The following is a 17,940-nucleotide window of genomic DNA, read 5'->3' as shown; positions in this document are numbered from 1 at the left end:
ATCACCCGACGGAGTGATCCGGCGACATGCCCGACCATTGCGGCAATTCGGGTGTAATCACCTGTTCGACTTCAGCAGAGGGGCCAGATTCGGACATGTGTCCACCCCATTCGGGAAGGGTGAAAATCAAGCCGAGGGGTTGATGTCGCACCACACTGCTGTGACAGTTGGGGACAGCTTAGGCCAAGGCATTCGCGTGTGTCCGGCGAATGAGAACGTAGGCTGCCCCCTATGGGAAAGAAGCGCTCGGGCGGCGGGCTCACGGGGAGCCAGCAGGCCGTCAAGTTCCTCGGAGTGTCCGTCCTCTCCGGGGTGGTACTGGCCGGCATGGCGATTCCGGCCGCAGGCGCCCTGGGCCTGGCGGCCAAGGGGACGGTCGAGGGATTCGATGAGATCCCGGCCAATCTCAAGACTCCGCCGCTGAGCCAGCGGACCACGATTCTGGACGCCGAGGGTGGCACGATCGCCACCGTCTATTCGCGCGACCGTCAGGTGGTCCCGCTCACGGCGATCTCCCCGTACATGCAGAAGGCCATCGTCGCCATCGAGGACTCGCGTTTCTACGAGCACGGCGCGGTCGACCTCAAGGGCATCCTGCGCGCGGTCAACCGTAACGCGCAGGAAGGCGGAGCCGCACAGGGTGCCTCCACCCTCACCCAGCAGTACGTGAAGAACGTGTTCGTCGAAGAGGCCGGCGACGACGAGACCAAGGTGCGCGAAGCCCAGGAGAAGAGCCTCGGGCGCAAGATCCGCGAGCTGAAGTACTCGATCCAGGTCGAGGAGGAGCTCGGGAAGAAGAAGATCCTCGAGAACTACCTCAACATCACCTACTTCGGCCAGCAGGCGTACGGAATCGAATCCGCCGCCCAGCGCTACTTCAGCAAGCCGGCCAAGGACCTCACCCTGGAGGAGTCCGCGCTGCTCGCCGGCGTCGTGCAGTCGCCGAGCCGGTACGACCCCGTGAACGACGCGCAGGAGGCGACCAAGCGTCGCAACATCGTCCTGCAGCGGATGGCCGACACCAAGGACGTCTCCCAGGCGGAGGTGGACGCGGCGAAGGCGAAGCCGGTCACCCTCAAGGTGACCAAGCCCAAGAACGGCTGCATCACCGCCGTCAAGGGCGCGGGCTTCTTCTGCGACTACGTCCGCAACTCCTTCCTGACCGACCCGGCCTTCGGCAAGACGCGCGAGGACCGGGCGAAGGTCTGGAACCAGGGCGGCCTGACGGTACGCACCACCCTGGACCCGCAGTCGCAGGACGCGGCCAACGAGTCGATCAAGGACCACGTCTACCAGGAGGACTCGATCGCGACGGCTGTGACCATGGTCCAGCCGGGCACCGGCCGGGTGCTGGCGATGGGTCAGTCCAAGCCGTACGGCTTCGGGAAGAACGAGACCCAGATCAACTACTCCGTGGACAAGCGGATGGGCGGCTCGAACTTCGGCTTCCAGGTCGGCTCGACCTTCAAGCCGTTCATCGCCGCGGCGGCCATAGAGCGGGGCATGCCGGCGACCAAGGTGTACCCGGCGCCGAACAAGATGGAGTACCCGACGCCGATCTCGCGCTGTGACGGCAGCCAGTGGCTGAACCTGCCGATCAACGGCAAGACCCAGACGGCGAAGAACGAGACCGAGGACGAGGTCGGTCCGTACGCGCTGCGGACGGCGATGGAGAAGTCCATCAACACGTACTTCGTCGAGATGATCGGCGAGATCGGCCTCTGCCCGGTGACGGAGATGACGCAGAAGCTCGGCGTGGTCCCGGCCGACGGCTCCAAGATCCCCGAGGCCCCGTCGATCGCGCTCGGCTCCGCCGAACTCTCCCCGTTGACGATGGCCAACGCGTACGCGACCTTCGCCAACCGCGGCGTCCACTGCACCCCGGTCGCCATCGAGTCGATCACGGACGCGCACGGCAAGGCGCTCGCGGTGCCGAAGTCCAAGTGCGAGCGGGCGATGTCGACCGAGACGGCCGACACCATCAACACCCTGCTGCGTGGAGTGGTCGACTCCGGTACCGGTGAGCGGGCCGGTCTGAGCGACCGCGACAGCGCCGGCAAGACCGGTACCACGGACGAGCGCTACAACGCCTGGTTCGTCGGCTACACGCCGAACCTCTCCGGCGCGGTGTGGGTCGGCTCCGGCGGCGCGAAGAAGATCACGATGGAGAACATCGTCATCGGCGGCAGGCCCTTCGACAAGGTCTTCGGTGGCGGTCTGCCCGGCCCGATCTGGAAGGACGCGGTCAGCGGCGCGCTCTCCGGCCGGGAGTCGGGGAACTTCGTCACGGTCGGCATCCCGGAGCCGACCGTCCCCCCCTCCGGCGGTCCGCGCGGGAACAAGCCGCCCACGACGAACCCGAGCCGACCCGGCAAGCCCGGCGGCGACGGCAAGCCCGGTGGACGGCCCGGCGGCCAGAACGGTGGGGCCAACGGAGGCGCCAACGGCGGCGCCACGGGTGGAGCCACCGGCGGCGCGGGCGGCGGCGTCGAGCCGCAGCCCCCGTTCCCCGGACTCACCGAGGGAATGATCGGCGGCCGCGACGACCAGTAGCGGTCGACGCACGGCACGACACGCGAAAGGGGAGGGCCCCGGCCGACACGGCCGGGGCCCTCCCCTTTCTTCCAGCTCTTCCGCTGCGCGGTCCTACGAGAGCTGTCCCTACGGGAGCTGTCCTACGAGAGCTGCTGCTTGACGACGGCGGCGACGCGCCCGCCCTCCGCCAGCCCGGCGACCTTCGGGTTCACGAGCTTCATGACGGCACCCATCGCGCGCGGCCCCTCGGCACCCGCGGCCTTGGCCTCCTCGACGGCCTGCGCCACGATCGCCACGAGCTCGTCGTCGCTGAGCTGCTTGGGCAGGTAGGTGTCGAGGAACTCGCCCTCCGCGGTCTCGCGGGCGGCCTGCTCGGGACGGCCGCCCTGGGCGAAGGCATCCGCGGCCTCACGGCGCTTCTTCGCCTCCTTGGCGATCACCTTGAGGACCTCCTCGTCGGAGAGCACACGTGCCTCCTTGCCCGCGACCTCCTCCTTGGTGATGGCGGAGAGGGTCAGGCGCAGCGTGGACGAGTGCAGTTCGTCGCGCGCCCTGATGGCGGTCGTGAGGTCTTCCTGGAGCTTGGCCTTGAGCGTGGTCATGGATGTGAGTCTGCCAGGTGCGGGGGCGGTGGCGCTCACCTGTTTTCCCGGTCTGAGACGATGGGTCCATGCGTGCGCGTTACGGAGTACCCCTGAAGGCGGCTGCCGGAATCGCTGCGGTGGGGGCCGCGGGTGTGGCCTATGCCGCCGGTTTCGAGGCACGATCCTTCCGCCTGCGCCGGGTCACGGTGCCTGTCCTTCCCCAGGGGATGCGCCCGTTGCGCGTGCTCCAGGTCTCCGACATCCACATGGTCGGCGGGCAGCGCAAGAAACGTGCCTGGCTGCAGTCCCTGGCCGGCCTGCGCCCCGACTTCGTCGTGAACACCGGCGACAACCTCTCCGACACCGAGGGCATCCCCGAGCTGCTCGACGCCCTCGGCCCCCTGATGTCCTTCCCCGGCGTGTACGTCTTCGGGTCGAACGACTACTACGGACCGCGGCTGCGCAACCCCGGGCGCTACCTCCTCGAGAAGGCCCAGGGCCGGCACGGGCTGAACGGCAACAAGCCGGTCGTCGGCGCCGTCCACAACCCGTGGGAGGAGATGCGGGACGCCTTCGACGCGGCCGGCTGGCTGAACCTCACCAACACCCGCGGACGCCTGAAGCTGGACGGGCTGGACCTGGCCTTCACCGGGCTCGACGACCCGCACATCAAGCGGGACCGCTACGCGCAGGTCGCCGGCGGCCCCGACGCGGACGCGGACTTCTCCATGGCGGTGGTGCACGCCCCGTACCTGCGCGTCCTGGAGTCCTTCACGGCCGACCGGTACCCGCTGATCCTCGCGGGCCACACCCACGGCGGACAGCTGTGCATCCCCTTCTACGGGGCGCTCGTCACCAACTGCGACCTGGACACGGAGCGGGTGAAGGGACTCTCCACGCACGAGGCCGAGGGCCATCGCGCGTACCTGCACGTCTCGGCGGGCTGCGGCACCAACCGGTTCACCCCGGTCCGCTTCGCCTGCCCGCCGGAGGCGACGCTTCTGACCCTGACCCCGAAGGGGTAATACGCTGCGAGGATGACCGCCCCGTCGCGCCTCGGGGCGGGGTCCTCCTCTTCATCCTGATCACCGGACTCGTCTTCCACCTGGTCCTCGACAACCCTTCCAGCCCGTTCGACGTGGCCGCGGACCTCGACCGGCTGACCGGCGCCCTGCTCGCCCCCGACAGCGCGCGCCGGTACACGTACCCCTTCATCGACGCGGCCCGATACGGCTACGCCCGCGTGGCCCTGAACGCCCTGGTCCTGGGCGCCGCCTTCTACGCCCTCGGCCTCGCCCCGGTCGCGGCGGACCGCTTCCGCCCGACGCCTCCCCTGGCCCCGCGACCGCTCCGCGAAAACCGGATTTCGTCTCCGGCGAGAGGTCCGCTAAAGTAATCGATGTCGCCAGGGCAGCAAGCGCTGCAAGGCGGCGATCGGGGTGTAGCGCAGCTTGGCAGCGCGCTTCGTTCGGGACGAAGAGGTCGTGGGTTCAAATCCCGCCACCCCGACAGCTGAAACACCAGGTGAGAGCCGGTGCAGGGAAACCTGCACCGGCTCTTTCCGCGTCCGGGTGACCCGGGGAGCCCGTAGCCGCCGCCGTCAGTAGGGGCGGGGGGACATTATGTGCGGTTCGATGGCCGGGGCCTCGAAGATGCAGCGTGGTACGCCCGGACCCGGTGTCGCGCGGACGGAGACCTGCGTCGGTGGATCCGTCGGCAGCTCGACGTGCACGGTCACGGGGTGGTCGTCGTGCGTCGTGGCGTGTCCGGTCTCCTTGCCGTCGACCAGTACCTCCACGACGGCGGTGTGCCCGGTCTGGACCGTGGCGCTGACCGAGTGCCCGTGGTGGTCGATGTGGAAGTGATGGCGCCGACCCATGAGATCGCCTCCCGGAAGTACCCCTCACGACCAGGGTAGCCACGGGAGCGCGAACGGGCGGCTCGAACCTTTCTGACGGGTGCGCACCCCCGGTCCTATGATGCGAGCCGGACACCAGTTCGCTCGATGGGGAGGAACCGTGGCGGAGACCGCCGAGGAGCAGAAGAGCGGCGCGTCCCGGGGGGTCTCCGAGGAGCTGGCGCGGAACATGGCCGCCGGCTGGGCCGACACCGAGGCGCACGATCTGCGCCCGATACCCCAGGCCGCCCGGACCGCCGCCCGTCGCGCCTCGCTCTCGGCGCGCTTCCCCGGCGAGCGCCTGGTCGTCCCGGCCGGCAACCTCAGGATCCGCTCGAACGACACCGAGTACCCCTTCCGCGCCGCGACGGAGTACGCGTACCTCACCGGCGACCTCAAGGAGGACGGGGTCCTCGTCCTGGAGCCGACGGACGGCGGCCACGAGGCCGCCCTGTACCGGCTGCCGCGCTCCGACCGGGGGAACGGGGAGTTCTGGCGCGACGGCCAGGGCGAACTGTGGGTCGGCCGCCGCCACAGCCTTGCCGAGGCCGAGGCCCTGTACGGCATCCCCTGCCACGACGTGCGCACCCTGGCCGACGTACTGCGCGAAGCCGGCGGTCCCGTACGTGTGGTGCGCGGGCACGACGCGGGCGTCGAGGCGGCGCTCGCCGACAGGACCACCGCCGAGACCGATCAGGAGCTGCGGGTCTTCCTCTCCGAACTACGGCTGATCAAGGACACGTTCGAGATCGGTGAGCTGCAGAAGGCCGTCGACTCGACCGTCCGTGGTTTCGAGGACGTCGTGAAGGTCCTCGACAAGGCCGAGGCCACCTCCGAGCGCTACATCGAGGGCACCTTCTTCCTGCGCGCCCGCGTCGAGGGCAACGACATCGGCTACGGCTCGATCTGCGCCGCCGGCCCGCACGCCTGCACCCTGCACTGGGTCCGCAACGACGGCGACGTCCGCTCCGGCGACCTCCTGCTGCTCGACGCCGGTGTCGAGACCCACACCCTCTACACCGCCGACGTCACCCGCACCCTGCCGATCAACGGCACCTACACCGACATCCAGCGCAAGATCTACGACGCGGTGTACGAGTCCCAGGAAGCCGGCATCCGGGCCGTCCGGCCGGGGGCCGCGTACCATGACTTCCACCGCGCCGCGCAACGCGTGCTGGCCGAGAAGCTCGTCGAGTGGGGCCTGCTGGAGGGACCCGTCGAGCGGGTCCTGGAACTGGGCCTGCAGCGCCGCTGGACCCTGCACGGCACCGGCCACATGCTCGGCATGGACGTCCACGACTGCGCCGCCGCCCGCCGCGAGGCGTACGCGGGCGCCACTCTGGAGCCGGGCATGTGCCTCACCGTCGAGCCCGGCCTCTACTTCCAGGCCGACGACCTGACCGTCCCCGAGAAGTACCGCGGCATCGGCGTCCGCATCGAGGACGACATCCTCGTCACCGAGGACGGCAACCGGAACCTGTCCGCGGGTCTGCCCCGCACCTCGACCGACGTCGAGGCCTGGATGGCACGCCTGAAGAGCTGACCCGGCTCACCGCTCCTCGGGAGCGGCGAGTTCGGCGAGTTCGGCCCGGGCCAGGGCGAGGAAGGCAGCGGAGGGCCGGGCGGGCACGGCACGCGCCTCGGCGAGGTCGTCGAGGTGGTCGAGGACCGCGCCGAGGGTGGTGAAGGGGCCGATCGGACGCAGCAGCCACAGGCGCCCGCGGGGCCGGGGCGGGAGCCCGAGCTCGGCGAGGGCCTCGTCGGCCTCGCGGTCGAGGTCCCGGAGGTCGGGCTCGGGCAGCGGGGCGCACTCCACACCGGTGATGTGGCCGTGGCCGTCCAGGGCGGTGTCCACCGCCCAGTGGGTGGAGCGGTCGGGGATCCAGGTGCGGTCCGCCGGAGGCCAGACGTACGGGAGGAACACCCAGCGCAGGTCCTCGGGCGCCGGCTCCCAGCCGAGCACCTCCAGCTCCCGCATCTCGGGCAGCCGGTCCGGCTCCAGTTCGCTGCGGCCGGACCGGCGCAGTGCGAGCGGGTGCGGTGTTCCGTCCTCGTCCCACGACATGCGGGCACGCTATCCGACCCCGTGACCGATCTGCGTGACCCGCGCGTGCGGGGCTACGCCCGCGGCCGGTCCAGCGGATTGGCCGCGATCCGGGTGGCCGCGCCACCGGCCACGTAAGCGGCCGCCGCGCACGTCGGCTTGCGGGCGGCCTGGTCCTCGACGAGCGCGAGGAACGCGGCGCCGAAGTCGCCCCTCGGGTAGGCGGCCAGGAGGTCGGCGGTGAAGGCGGGATCGAACTCGGCGACGCGCAGACCCGAGACGTCCGCGCTGGTACCGACCTGCAGCAGGTGGCTCTCCACGTCCTCGGCGGCGCTCACGTCGTCCCGCATGTGCAGCACGATGATCTCCTCGGCGCGCGCCCGACGGGCCGCGGGCCAGCCCAGGCCCGCCGTCAGGACCCGTGCGACATGGCCGCCCGCCTCCTCGAAGGGCAGGGTGTGGCTGTCGAAGGGCGGGGTCAGGCCCAGATCGTGCACCAGCGCGCTGACGTAGAGGAGTTCCTCGTCGTACGCCAGCCCGTGCTGCCACGCGTACCGGGCCCCGAAGGCGAAGGAGCGGACCGAGTGGTTCAGGAGGTCCGTGTCCGCGTACTCCGCGGCGATCTCGTGCGCGGCGCGAGCGGATGCGGTGTCAAGTGTCCACGTCTTCATGGGGCGTCAGCGTAGGCGTCGGCTGAAGTCGATCTCGGACGGGGGCTCCCCCGGCCAGTTCAGCCGGGTCGGGGCGGGCGGGGTCTCGGCGAGGACGGTGCCCCGCGAGACGACGTAGCGGGGGCGGACCTGGCGGCGGATCGCCTCCTCGGGCGACGGCGCCGGGAGCAGCACGAACGAAGCGGGGTTGCCGGCGGTGACGCCGTACTCCGTCTCCGCGAGGCCGAGCACCCGCGCCGCACGCTCCGTCACCATCGAGAAGGCCAGCGGGATCTCGTCGGCGCCGGTGAGCTGGGCGGCGTACAGCCCGACGAGGGCGGTCTGCAGCGGGTTGGCGGTGCCCAGCGCGTTCCAGGGGTCCATCACGTCGTCGTGGCCGAAGGCGACGTTGACTCCGGCGGCCAGCATCTCCTTGACCTGGGTGAGGCCGCGCCGCTTGGGATAGGCGTCGAAGCGGCCCTGGAGGCCGAGGTTGGCGAAGGGGTTGGAGACCAGGTTGATGCCGGAGCGGGCGAGCAGGCGCTGGAGTTTGAAGCTGTACGCGCCGTTGTAGGAGCCCATGGCGGTGGTGTGCGAGGCCGTGGCGCGTCCGCGCAGCCCCGAGCGCAGGGCGAGGGTGGCCAGCAGTTCCACGAAACGGGACTGCTCGTCGTCGATCTCGTCGCAGTGCGCGTCCACCCGCAGGCCGTGCTCCTCGGCGAGCGCGAAGGCCGTGTGCAGGGAGGCCAGGCCGTCCTCGCGGGTGTCCTCGAAGTGCGGGATCGCGCCGACGACGTCCGCCCCGCGGGCCACGGCCTCGCGCAGCAGCCCCTCGCCGCCCGGGAAGGAGACGATGCCCTCCTGCGGGAAGGCCACGATCTGCAGGGTCATGAAGTCCCGGACCCGGTCGCGTACCTCCAGCAGCGCCTCGAGTGCGGTGAGGTCCGGGTCGGTGATGTCGCAGTGGGTCCGCACGTGCAGCACCCCGTGGGCGGCCTGCCAGCGCAGCACCTCGGTGGCGCGCGCGATCACGTCCTCGCGGGTCAGGGTCCGCTTGCGCTCGCTCCAGCAGGCGATGCCCTCCCAGAGCGTGCCGGAGGCGTTGGGGCGGGGCTCGCCGACGGTCAGCGCCGTGTCGAGGTGGATGTGCGGCTCGACGAAGGGAGGCGTGAGCAGGCCGCCGTGGGCCTCGACGAGGATGCCGGTGGCCGGTGGTTCCTTCTGGTCGTCGTACGGGATCACCCGCGCGATGCGGCCGTCCTCCGCGACCTCGACGTCGGACAGGCCGTGGGTGTGCAGCAGCCGGGCGCCCCGGACGATCATCCGCATGACGTCAGCCTAGGGGGTGCATTGTCGATCAGGCCGGATCCGGCACCGGACCCCGCGAGCCCGGCAGGATCGGCGAGGCGCCCCCTCGACAGGACCTCCGGCGGAGCCGGCCTAACCGCGCTTGGCCTGGGCCTTCTGCTGCATCCCGCGCGTCTTCGCGGCGGTGCTGTGCATGTCCTGGACCGCCGCTTTGGCGCGGGCCTCGGCTGCCGTGTTCTTCGCCAGCGCGCGCTCGGAGTCCTGGTGGCTGTGGTGGCCGGTGCGGGCCTTCTTGGCCATGATCGTTCCTCCTCGGACGTGACGGCCGACGCGTTCCACTCTCCGCCCGTTCCCGGCGGTCGGCATCCCGGGGAGCGCTGCGGCCACAATGGGGCGCATGACCAGCGACAGTGAGATGACCCCCGACATGCCCGACTGGGAGAAGCGGTTCCGGGCACCGCGCGTCGGGCTCCCCGACTGGGCCGAGGACGCCCCGGACCGTTCGCTCTTCGTCTCCAACGCGACCGGAACCTTCGAGATCTACGCGTGGGACCGTGCCACCGGCGAGCAGCGGCAGGCCACCGACCGCCCCAACGGCACCACCGACGGCACGCTCTCCCCCGACGGGGAGTGGATCTGGTGGTTCTCCGACACCGACGGCGACGAGTTCGGCACCTGGGTGCGCCAGCCCTTCGCCGGCGGCCCCGACGAACCGGCCACCCCGGGCCTGGAGCCCTCGTACCCCGCCGGGCTGGCCATCGGACGGGACGGGACGGCGGTCGTGGGCCGCTCCACCGACGAGGACGGCTCGACCGTGCACGTGGTCCGGCCGGACGGCTCGGCGCCCACCGTGATCTACCGGCACCGGGAGTCGGCCGGCGTCGGCGACCTGTCCCGTGACGGCACCCTGGTGGCCGTCGAGCACACCGAGCACGGCGACGCGATGCACTCGGCCCTGCGCGTCCTGGCCCTGGACGGGAGCGCCGTCGCCGAGCTGGACGACACCCGGGGCGGGTCCGAGGAGCTGGGCCTGGAGGTGCTCGGTTTCGCGCCGGTCGTGGGCGACACCCGGCTGCTCGTCGGTCACCAGCGGCGCGGCCGCTGGGAGCCGATGGTCTGGGACGTGGCCACCGGCGCCGAGCAGGAGCTCGCGATCGACCTGCCGGGCGACGTCAGCGCCGAGTGGTACCCGGACGGGTCCGCGCTGCTGGTCGCGCACAGCTTCGAGGCGCGCAGCGAGCTGTGGCGCTACGACCTGGCCGCGCGGGAGCTCGTCCGCGTGGACACGCCCCCGGGGTCGGTGTCGGGAGCCACCGCGCGGCCCGACGGGACGGTGGAGTACCTGTGGTCCTCGGCCGCCGAGCCCTCGACGGTACGGTCCACCGCGGGCGGGATCGTGCTGGACCCGCCCGGTTTCCGGGCGCCCGGTTCGGTGCCGGTCCAGGACGTGTGGGTGGAGGGCCCGGGCGGGCGGATCCACGCGCTGGCGCAGCGGCCGGTGGGGCACGGTGAGGGCCCCTTCCCGACGATCTTCGAGATCCACGGCGGGCCTACCTGGCACGACAGCGACTCCTTCGCGTCGGCCCCGGCGGCCTGGCTGGACCACGGTTTCGCCGTGGTGCGGGTCAATTACCGCGGCTCGACGGGGTACGGCCGCGAGTGGACCGACGCCCTCAAGCACCGGGTCGGGCTGATCGAGCTGGAGGACATCGCGGCGGTCCGGGAGTGGGCGGTCTCCTCGGGGCTCGCGGACCCGGCGCGCATGGTGCTCTCGGGCGGTTCCTGGGGCGGGTACCTGACGCTGCTGGGGCTGGGCACGCAGCCCGACGCCTGGGCCGTGGGCCTGGCCGCCGTACCGGTCGCGGACTACGTGACGGCCTACCACGACGAGATGGAGGCGCTGAAGGCGCTGGACCGCACCCTCTTCGGCGGTACCCCGGAGGAGGTCCCGGACCGGTTCGAGGCGTCGTCGCCGCTGACGTACGTGGACGCCGTGAAGGCGCCGGTCCACATCGCGGCCGGGGTGAACGACCCGCGCTGCCCGATCCGCCAGATCGACAACTACGTGGACCGGCTGGCCGCGCGCGGGGCGGTGCACGAGGTGTACCGGTACGACGCCGGGCACGGTTCGCTGGTGGTGGAGGAGCGGATCAAGCAGGTCCGCATGGAGCTGGAGTTCGCGCTGAAGCACCTGCCGCACTGACCCTGCGGGAGGGCGACCGGTGCACCCCCCGTACGGTGGTGGGGTGCACCGGTTTCTCCTGACCCCGCGCTGGTGGGGGATCAACGTCTTCGTCGCGCTCGCCGTTCCCTTCTGCCTGTACATGGGGTCCTGGCAGCTCGGCCGGTTCGAGGACCGCGTCGACAGCCACCGGGAGGCGAACGCGCAGCAGCCCGCGGACCGGACGGTCGCGCCTTTGGAGTCGCTGCTCCCGGTCGACAAGACGACGTCCGGACGGATGGCCTCGGCGGCCGGGGAGTACGTGGACCAGCTGCTGGTGCCCGAGCGGCGGCTGGACGGCGAGTCCGGTTTCTACGTGCTGACCCTGCTGAAGACCGACTCCGGCAAGGCCGTTCCGGTGGTCCGGGGCTGGCTGCCGGGGGTGGCGGATCCCGCGAAGGCGCCCGCACCGCCGACCGGCCGGGTCGAGGTCTCCGGAGCCCTGCAGTCCGCGGAGAACTCCGGGACGAAGGGGGTCCACTCCCAGGGCGGGCTGCCGGCCGGGCAGCTCGGGGTGATCGGGGCGGCCTCGCTGGTCAACATCGTCCCGTACGACCTGTACGACGCCTGGCTGACCGTGCAGACCCCGTCGGACGGGATGACTCCGGTGCCCGCGCAGGCACCGACCAACACCGGGCTCGACCTGAAGGCCTTCCAGAACCTCGGCTACACCGGCGAGTGGTTCGTCTTCGTCGCCTTCGTGCTCTTCATGTGGTTCCGGCTCTACCGTCGCGAGGTGGAGACCATCCGCGACGCCGAGGCCGGCCTGCTGGAGCCCGCCGCGCGGTAGCCCCGCCGTCCGGAGGGCGCCCGCGCCTGCCCGGGCACGCCCCCTAGGACAGCGGGATCGCGCCTGTCCGGTACACCGTTCCGCCGCAGGCCTCGGGGATCGTCGTCCGCGTGGTCGCGGCCCCCGACTGCGGGGTGTGCGAGACGGCCACACCGGCCGGGGCCGGGGACGCGCCCGCCTGCGGTTCGGTGCTCGTTCCGCTCCCCGTACCGCCCGTGGCACCCGCCGCGTCGCTCTGCGGGGCCTTCCCGCCCGCGTCCGGGTTCGCCGGCGTGCAGCTCTCCCCCGACGGCACCCACGCGAAGCGGACCTCGTACGCCGTGTTCGGCGGGAGCACCAGAGTCGGAGCGGCCGCCGCCGGGTCGGGCAGCAACCCGCTCGCCGGATCCCCGGCCGTGTGGCCGACCACGGCGACCCCGGAGGCCGCGCCGGTCCCCGTTCCGGGCGCCGGGGCGGCCGTCACGGTGTCCTGGCCGCTGACGGTGCAGCCCTGCGCCGAGACGTTGGTGACCCGGAAGCTGCCGTAGACCCTTCCGTCGGTCTCCGGGGCCCGGGCCGAGCCCACCACCCCGAGCTGGTCGGCCGCGCATCCGGGCACTCCCGGGGCCGCCACCGGCGGCAGCGGGCCCGAGCCGACCACCGAGCCGCCGGTACCGGCCGGTCCGGCGGAGGTCCCGGCGCCCGACGGGCCTGCTGTCAGGCCTTCCGCCGAGGGGCCCGCCGTGGCGCTCGGCTGCCCGGTGCCCCCGCCCGCGGACGGCAACTCGCCGAAGGAGTGGGTCGACCTGGGCAGGGATCCGAAGCCGTTCTGGTGCGGGTCGGAGGGCAGTGCGGCGCGCTGGTCGCCGGTGGCCGAGCCGTGCCCGGCCATCGCCGGGTGATCGGTGGACGCCCCGTCGGCGGCGGAGAGGTGCAGTGCGGTCGGGATCGTCGTCCCGGCGAGCAGCACGGCCGCGGCGGCGCCGACGAGGGCCGCCCGGCGGTTGCGGGTCCGGCGCGCGGGGACGGCGTCCCGTAGTCGCTCCAGCGCGTTCGCGGAGGGCTGCAGGCCCTCGACGGCCCCGCGCAGGAGGATGCGCAGTTCCTCTTCACCGCTCGTCCCGCCCGGCGGGGTGTGGTCGTCCATCATGACTGCGCAGCCTCCATCGCCACCCGCAGCGCGGCAATGCCCCGCGATCCGTACGCCTTGACCGATCCGAGCGATATGCCGAGCGTTTCGGCGACCTGGGACTCCGTCATGTCCGCGAAGTAGCGCAGCACCAGAACCTCGCGCTGCCTGCGCTGCAGTCCACGCATCGCCTTGATCAGATCGTCCCGCTCCAGCTGGTCGTACGCGCCCTCTTCGGCGCTGGCCATGTCCGGCATCGGCTTCGAGAGCAGCTTGAGGCCGAGGATGCGGCGACGCAGGGCGGACCGCGAGAGGTTCACGACGGTCTGGCGCAGGTACGCCAGCGTCTTCTCCCGGTCGCGGACCCGGTTCCGGGCGGAGTGCACCCGGATGAAGGCCTCTTGGACCACGTCCTCGCAGGAGGCGGTGTCGTCGAGGAGCAGCGCGGCCAGGCCGAGGAGCGAGCGGTAGTGCGCCTGGTAGGTCGCGGTGAGGTGGTCGACGGTGGTGCCGGCCACCACCTCGGCGGGAACGGCCTTCTCAGCCGACTCGGCCGACTCAGCCATCTCGGCCGACTCGGCGGTCTCCGGCTTCTCGGCCGTCACGACCGTCTCGGCCGTGTCGAGCTCCTCGACCGTGTCGGGCTTCTCGGCCGTCTCGGCCTTCTCCGCCTCGCTCTTGCCGCTCCCCTCCGTCTCAGCGCCGTCGCGCGGCGCGGGCACGAGGCCGCCCCGGATCGTCACGGCCGTACGTACGGGCGCCTCTGTCGGCCCCACCGGCGGGACGGGCACGATCACGGGGAAACCGCCGCCGGGTGCACGGAGACCCCGGCGCGACGGGATGATCCCGATCTGCGCCGGACGGACGGCCGGTTCGAGCAGTGTGTCTGCCACGCCGGTTGGACACGCGTCCCCCCATCAGGGTTGTACGCGCGAGGCATCCTCACCAGCAAAATCCCTCTTGCCCTCATGCGTACCCGCTCTTCCCGATTGCCCCGTCTTTATCGAGACGGCAGTCGGGCCATCACCTTGATCAAGGGATCAGCACCGATCCTACAAAGCGAATTACGCAAATTCACCTGCGATCAGTTCCGCGATCTGTGTGGCATTCAGCGCTGCGCCCTTGCGGAGATTGTCCGCGCACACGAAGAACTCCAGGGCGTAAGGATCGTCGAGCGAGACCCGCACCCGGCCCACCCAGGCGGGATCCGTCCCGGCGGCGTCCACGGGGGTGGGGAACTCCCCGGCCGCGGGGTCGTCCACGAGGACCACGCCGGGCGCGGCCTCCAGGATCTCCCGGGCGTGCACGGCCTCCACCTCGCGCTCGAAGCGGGCCCGCACGGTCAGCGAATGCCCGGTCAGCACCGGCACCTGGACACAGGTCACCGACACCGGGAGCTGCTCCAGCTGCAGGATCCGGCGCGTCTCGCCGCGTACCGCCAGCTCGTGAGAGGACCAGCCGTCCGCGCACAGCTCACCGGACCAGGGCACGACGTTGAGGGCGAGCGGGGCCGCGAAGGGGCCGGTGTCCTCGCCGACGGCGCGTCGTACGTCCCCGGGCTGCTCGCCGAGGGAGGTCCCGGCGACCAGCGACTGCTGGCGGCGCAGCGTCTCGGAGCCGGCCCGCCCGACGGCGCTCGCGGCCTGGTACGAGGACACGACCAGGTCGCGCAGCGCGTACTCGGAATGCAGCGCGCCCAGGGCCGCGACCATGGTGGCGGTCACGCAGTCCGGGCCGGCGACGATCCCGCGCGGCCGGATCCGTACGGCGTGCCCGTTGACCTCGGGCACCACCAGCGGGACCTCGGGGTCCTCCCGGAAGGCGGCGGACAGGTCGATGACGACCGTGCCGCGCGTGGTGACCACGGGAGCCCACCGGGCCGATACCTCGGCCGGGGTGAGGAAGAGTGCGACGTCGCCCGGTCCGAGGCCGTCGAAGGCGTCCTCGGTGAGGGCGATCACCTCGGTCTCCTCCGCGCGGACGACCAGCATGCGGCCGGCCGAGCGTGCGGAGGCGATCAGGCGGATCTCGCCCCAGACGTCCGCCCGCTGGGACAGCATCTGGAGCAGGACCGAACCGACTGCTCCGGTCGCCCCGACCACGGCGAGTGCCGGGCCGGAGGACCGGGTGCGGGTCATCGTCCGGTGCCGCCGTAGACGACGGCTTCGGCGCTGTCGGAGTCGAGGCCGAAGGCCGTGTGCACGGCGCGGACGGCCTCGTTGACGTCGTCCTGGCGGGTGACGACCGAGATGCGGATCTCGGAGGTCGAGATCAGCTCGATGTTCACGCCCGCGTCGGACAGCGCCTGGAAGAAGGAGGCGGTGACGCCCGGGTTCGTCTTCATGCCCGCGCCGACCAGGGAGATCTTGCCGATCTGGTCGTCGTAGCGCAGGGAGTCGAAGCCGATCGCGCCCTTCGCCTTCTCCAGCGCCTCGATGGCCTTGTGGCCCTCGGCCTTGGGGAGGGTGAAGGAGATGTCCGTGAGGCCCGTGGAGGCCGCGGACACGTTCTGCACGATCATGTCGATGTTGATCTCGGCGTCCGCGATGGCACGGAAGATCGCCGCGGCCTCGCCCGGCTTGTCCGGGACACCGACGACCGTGATCTTGGCTTCGGAGACGTCGTGCGCGACTCCGGAGATGATGGCGTGCTCCACCTGCGCGTCCCCTTGCGGATTCTCGTTGCTGACCCAGGTGCCCGGCAGTCCGGAGAAGGACGAGCGGACGTGGATCGGGATGTTGTAGCGGCGCGCGTACTCGACGCAGCGGTGCAGCAGCACCTTGGAACCGGAGGCCGCAAGCTCCAGCATGTCCTCGGAGGAGATCCAGTCGATCTTCTTGGCCTTCTTCACGACGCGGGGGTCCGCGGTGAAGACGCCGTCGACGTCGGTGTAGATCTCGCAGACCTCGGCGTCCAGGGCCGCGGCGAGCGCGACGGCCGTGGTGTCCGAGCCGCCCCGGCCGAGGGTGGTGATGTCCTTGGAGTCCGCGGACACGCCCTGGAAGCCGGCGACGATGGCGATGTTGCCCTCGTCCAGCGCGGTGCGGATACGGCCCGGCGTGACATCGATGATGCGCGCTTTGTTGTGGACCGAGTCGGTGATCACGCCTGCCTGGCTACCGGTGAACGACTGGGCCTCGTGGCCCAGGTTTTTGATCGCCATGGCCAGCAGGGCCATGGAGATCCGCTCTCCGGCGGTCAGCAGCATGTCGAACTCACGCCCCGCAGGCATCGGAGATACCTGCTCGGCGAGATCGATCAGCTCGTCCGTCGTGTCGCCCATCGCGGAAACCACGACGACCACCTGGTGGCCGTTCTTCTTGGCATCCACGATCCGCTTGGCAACACGCTTGATGCCCTCGGCATCGGCTACGGAGGAGCCTCCGTACTTCTGCACGACAAGGCCCACGTGCGCTCCTCGCTCAGTCAGTCTCATTGCTGGTGCAGTGTAACGAGCGCCCGGGATCCGACCGCCTCGTACCACATCATGAGACGAAAAGATCAGAGAATGAGTTCCCTGTCCGGCCGCCGCGTTCCGCCCACGCGCTCACGTGCTCAGGTACGGCCGAGTCCGCCGAGTTCCTCGGCCATAACCTGTCCGGCCTGCTCCGCGAGGTCCTCCTCGGTCAGGTCCTCGTCCGTGTCCAGGCCGTCCAGGGCGGCGAGGGGCTGGTCGAGGCGGACGTGGGCGATCAGCGACTGCAGGGCGCGCAGGGTCGCCGAGGCCGTCGGACCCCAGTTGGTGAAGTACGAGAACTGCCACCACCACAGCGCCTCGGTGATCCGACCGGCCTGGTGGTGGATGAGTCCGTGCCGCAGGTCGGCGACCACGTCGGCGAGGTCGTCCGAGATCCGGTGGGCGACCGGGGCCTTGCGCGGCTCGTACGGGTCGAAGACCTCGGAGTAGACGTCGACCGGCTCCAGCATGACCGCGAAGCGCTCGCGCAGGTCGTCCACGTCCGGCTCCGGGCCCAGGTCGGGCTCGTAGCGCTCGTCGGGCAGTACGTCCTGGTACGCGCCCAGCCGGCCGCCCGCCAGCAGCAGCTGGGACACCTCCAGGAGGAGGAAGGGCACCGCGCTGTCCGGGTCCTCGCCCTTGGCCACCTCGGTGACCGCGACGATGAAGGACTCGATCTGGTCCGAGATCGAGGCGGCGAAGTCGTCCGGATCCTGTCCCAGGGCGTGCAGCGTTGCGTCAGACATCGAGAAGTCGCCTTCCTTCAAAGGCCCGCCCGAGCGTGACCTCGTCCGCGTACTCCAGATCTCCCCCGACGGGGAGCCCGCTGGCCAGGCGGGTGACCTTCAGGCCCATGGGCTTGATCATGCGGGCGAGGTAGGTGGCGGTGGCCTCGCCCTCCAGGTTCGGGTCGGTGGCCAGGATCAGCTCGGTCACCTCACCGTCCGCCAGGCGAGCCAGCAGCTCGCGGATGCGCAGGTCGTCCGGGCCGACGCCCTCGATCGGACTGATCGCGCCGCCGAGGACGTGGTACTTCCCCCGGAACTCGCGCGTCCGCTCGATGGCGACGACGTCCTTCGGCTCCTCGACGACACAGATGACCGTGGTGTCCCGGCGCGGGTCGCGGCAGATGCCGCACCGCTCCTCCTGCGCCACGTTCCCGCACACCGCGCAGAACCGGACCTTGTCCTTGACCTCCAGCAGCGCGTGCGCGAGGCGGCGGACGTCGGTGGGCTCGGCCTGCAGGATGTGGAAGGCGATCCGCTGCGCGCTCTTGGGCCCGACGCCGGGCAGCCTGCCCAGTTCGTCGATCAGGTCCTGAACCACGCCTTCGTACAACGGACTGC

General features: G+C 71.2%; 17 protein-coding genes and 1 tRNA gene. 7 read left to right on the top strand and 11 right to left on the bottom strand.

Features of this window, described 5'->3' with window-relative positions:
* Positions 1-231: 231 nt before the first annotated feature.
* Positions 232-2,553, top strand: coding sequence for a transglycosylase domain-containing protein (locus OG624_RS22205; protein WP_371588169.1), 2,322 nt, complete (start codon positions 232-234; stop codon positions 2,551-2,553).
* 122 nt (positions 2,554-2,675) lie between these two features.
* Here OG624_RS22205 and OG624_RS22200 read toward each other — a convergent pair whose 3' ends face one another.
* The gene (locus OG624_RS22200) at positions 2,676-3,137 is read right to left on the bottom strand and encodes a GatB/YqeY domain-containing protein (protein ID WP_030726692.1); all 462 of its coding nucleotides are present in this window, start codon (positions 3,135-3,137) and stop codon (positions 2,676-2,678) included.
* A gap of 68 nt (positions 3,138-3,205) precedes the next feature.
* Between OG624_RS22200 and OG624_RS22195 the strand changes: the two genes are divergently transcribed.
* The 4 genes from OG624_RS22195 (at position 3,206) to OG624_RS22180 (ending at position 6,559) form a co-directional block, all read left to right on the top strand.
* A complete protein-coding gene (locus OG624_RS22195; RefSeq protein ID WP_352164173.1) occupies positions 3,206-4,144 on the top strand; it encodes a metallophosphoesterase in 939 nt (312 codons plus the stop codon).
* Positions 4,145-4,257: 113 nt separating this feature from the next.
* Positions 4,258-4,515, top strand: coding sequence for a hypothetical protein (locus OG624_RS22190; protein ID WP_371639738.1), 258 nt, complete (start codon positions 4,258-4,260; stop codon positions 4,513-4,515).
* A gap of 39 nt (positions 4,516-4,554) precedes the next feature.
* Positions 4,555-4,628: transfer RNA gene (locus OG624_RS22185), tRNA-Pro, on the top strand.
* Positions 4,629-5,098: 470 nt separating this feature from the next.
* Complete coding sequence (locus tag OG624_RS22180; protein ID WP_371640861.1) at positions 5,099-6,559, top strand: aminopeptidase P family protein; 1,461 nt, start codon at positions 5,099-5,101, stop codon at positions 6,557-6,559.
* Between the two features lie 6 nt (positions 6,560-6,565).
* Here OG624_RS22180 and OG624_RS22175 read toward each other — a convergent pair whose 3' ends face one another.
* The 4 genes from OG624_RS22175 to OG624_RS22160 form a co-directional block, all read right to left on the bottom strand.
* On the bottom strand, positions 6,566-7,081 hold the full coding sequence (locus OG624_RS22175) for a DUF5956 family protein (protein ID WP_371639737.1): 516 nt from the start codon (positions 7,079-7,081) through the stop codon (positions 6,566-6,568).
* A gap of 53 nt (positions 7,082-7,134) precedes the next feature.
* Complete coding sequence (locus tag OG624_RS22170; RefSeq protein WP_371639736.1) at positions 7,135-7,731, bottom strand: HD domain-containing protein; 597 nt, start codon at positions 7,729-7,731, stop codon at positions 7,135-7,137.
* A 6-nt stretch (positions 7,732-7,737) separates the two neighbouring features.
* Complete coding sequence (gene codA / locus OG624_RS22165) at positions 7,738-9,039, bottom strand: cytosine deaminase (protein WP_282916524.1); 1,302 nt, start codon at positions 9,037-9,039, stop codon at positions 7,738-7,740.
* Positions 9,040-9,150: 111 nt separating this feature from the next.
* The gene (locus OG624_RS22160; RefSeq protein ID WP_161288250.1) at positions 9,151-9,318 is read right to left on the bottom strand and encodes a hypothetical protein; all 168 of its coding nucleotides are present in this window, start codon (positions 9,316-9,318) and stop codon (positions 9,151-9,153) included.
* 97 nt (positions 9,319-9,415) lie between these two features.
* On the opposite strand from OG624_RS22160, the gene OG624_RS22155 reads away from it, so the two are divergent.
* Entirely contained in the window at positions 9,416-11,221 is a 1,806-nt protein-coding gene (locus OG624_RS22155) for a S9 family peptidase (RefSeq protein WP_371639735.1), read from the top strand.
* Positions 11,222-11,264: 43 nt separating this feature from the next.
* A complete protein-coding gene (locus OG624_RS22150) occupies positions 11,265-12,029 on the top strand; it encodes an SURF1 family cytochrome oxidase biogenesis protein (protein ID WP_161288254.1) in 765 nt (254 codons plus the stop codon).
* Between the two features lie 43 nt (positions 12,030-12,072).
* On the opposite strand, the gene OG624_RS22145 is transcribed toward OG624_RS22150, so the two are convergent.
* From OG624_RS22145 to recR, 6 genes are all read right to left on the bottom strand, one after another.
* On the bottom strand, positions 12,073-13,158 hold the full coding sequence (locus tag OG624_RS22145; protein ID WP_033214481.1) for a hypothetical protein: 1,086 nt from the start codon (positions 13,156-13,158) through the stop codon (positions 12,073-12,075).
* Entirely contained in the window at positions 13,155-13,703 is a 549-nt protein-coding gene (locus OG624_RS22140; protein ID WP_051762449.1) for a SigE family RNA polymerase sigma factor, read from the bottom strand. The genes OG624_RS22145 and OG624_RS22140 overlap by 4 nt, the downstream gene beginning before the upstream one ends.
* A gap of 498 nt (positions 13,704-14,201) precedes the next feature.
* Entirely contained in the window at positions 14,202-15,275 is a 1,074-nt protein-coding gene (locus tag OG624_RS22135; protein WP_033214482.1) for an aspartate-semialdehyde dehydrogenase, read from the bottom strand.
* A complete protein-coding gene (locus OG624_RS22130) occupies positions 15,272-16,546 on the bottom strand; it encodes an aspartate kinase (protein WP_030755832.1) in 1,275 nt (424 codons plus the stop codon). Before OG624_RS22130 ends, OG624_RS22135 begins: the two co-directional genes overlap by 4 nt.
* Before the next feature lie 146 nt (positions 16,547-16,692).
* The gene (locus OG624_RS22125; RefSeq protein WP_033214485.1) at positions 16,693-17,340 is read right to left on the bottom strand and encodes a DUF5063 domain-containing protein; all 648 of its coding nucleotides are present in this window, start codon (positions 17,338-17,340) and stop codon (positions 16,693-16,695) included.
* Complete coding sequence (recR, locus tag OG624_RS22120) at positions 17,333-17,932, bottom strand: recombination mediator RecR (protein WP_030010802.1); 600 nt, start codon at positions 17,930-17,932, stop codon at positions 17,333-17,335. The genes OG624_RS22125 and recR overlap by 8 nt, the downstream gene beginning before the upstream one ends.
* Between the last annotated feature and the right edge of the window lie 8 nt (positions 17,933-17,940).

This window comes from Streptomyces virginiae (assembly GCF_041432505.1).
Classification (GTDB): Bacteria; Actinomycetota; Actinomycetes; order Streptomycetales; family Streptomycetaceae; genus Streptomyces; species Streptomyces virginiae_A.
The sequence above is the reverse complement of the archived record's forward strand: the minus strand, read 5'-3'. Positions and strand labels throughout refer to the sequence as shown.